The sequence below is a fragment of the Ferrovum sp. genome, from assembly GCF_027317285.1.
GTDB lineage: Bacteria > Pseudomonadota > Gammaproteobacteria > Burkholderiales > Ferrovaceae > Ferrovum.
On sequence record NZ_DAHVHV010000115.1, the window covers coordinates 1 to 1171 of the forward strand.

At 51.9% G+C, this 1171-nt stretch carries 2 protein-coding genes; both read left to right on the forward strand.

Going from position 1 to position 1171, the window contains the following annotated elements:
- The coding region (locus M6F29_RS11775; protein ID WP_524537735.1) for a tyrosine-type recombinase/integrase at window positions 1-385 on the forward strand (385 nt) is incomplete at its 5' end.
- Window positions 382-993 (forward strand): hypothetical protein, encoded by a 612-nt coding sequence (locus tag M6F29_RS11780; protein WP_298160138.1) that lies wholly within the window; start codon window positions 382-384, stop codon window positions 991-993. The genes M6F29_RS11775 and M6F29_RS11780, both read left to right, overlap by 4 nt.
- The last annotated feature ends 178 nt before the right edge of the window (window positions 994-1171 follow it).

The window sequence follows — 1171 nt, forward strand, 5'->3', positions numbered from 1 at the left end:
GTTATTCCCTTCGGAGCGCGGAACGCCTCTTTCCGATATGTCCATTTCCGCAGTATGCCGACGGATCAACGAGCGCAGGGAACGGGAAGGACTGGCACCTTGGACTGATGAGCAGAGCGGTCTAGGGATCGTTCCTCATGGCTTCCGTAGCACTTTCCGGGATTGGTGTTCAGAGCAGACCGCTTACCCAAGAGAGGTGGCAGAACAGGCGCTGGCACACACCATCGTCAACAAGGTGGAGGCCGCATATCGTCGCGGTGATCTGTTCAAGAAACGGAGGCACCTGATGCAGGAATGGGCAAACTTTTGTCGGTCACCAGCGCCAGACCAACTACCAGCGCCAGAGTTGGGGCAGGTAATCCAGATTCGGGGGAAGCAAGCATGAGCGAACAAGACGAACTCGAGTTTGAAAAGGAACTCGAAGCAGAGGTCCAAGCCGAATGGGACAGCCGGGGGAATATGACCCCTGAGCAACGGCTTAAACTCGAAATGAAAATCACGGCGTTGTCCCTCAGTGCATGGGTGAAGGAAAACCCGGAAGGCGCGAAGAGAGCGGTGAAGTACTTCCTCGATATTCCTAAAGTCAGGCAGGAGGCCGAAAGATATTATGATGCCATGCACACTCACGGCACGTCGTCTTTTCAGGAATACGCCAGGGAAAATCCGCTCAGTCCACGGGCATCAATCCACCTTTCAATCATCCAGAAAGAAGCCGACGAAAAGGCGCACAAACCCGTAGTGGAGAAATTGACCACGATTCAGGACGGGTACAAAAACCGCGAAGATCATCAAGACAGACAGGATTTTATCGGAATCGTCAAAAAAATCCATAAGCCGGGCCAGACGATAGGGAGCATCATCGAGGCCCCGGAACTTGCCTGGTTCCGGCAAAAATACCGAGGGAAACACACTTTGCGCGGATGGGCGAAAGAGGCCCTTCCGAACCACAAATTCAGAACAGGAAGGCCACCTGTGAAAAAAACTAACACCTGATGATTGAATAATAAATATCACGTCATCCGATAACGGGAATTTTCATAGTAAAAACAACGCGCTAGATTGTCTCCAATGCCTCACTTCGGGGCTATTTGGAGAGAATCATGGCACAACGCGTATCCCCTTCGGTTGAAAATTTTACGGCATTGCCGACTGACGCTTTCCTCGGAATCCC

What these genes read in the sequence shown, in the direction of transcription:
- M6F29_RS11780 (WP_298160138.1), top strand. Translation starts at nt 382, where the DNA reads ATGAGCGAACAAGACGAACTCGAGTTTGAAAAGGAACTCGAAGCAGAG.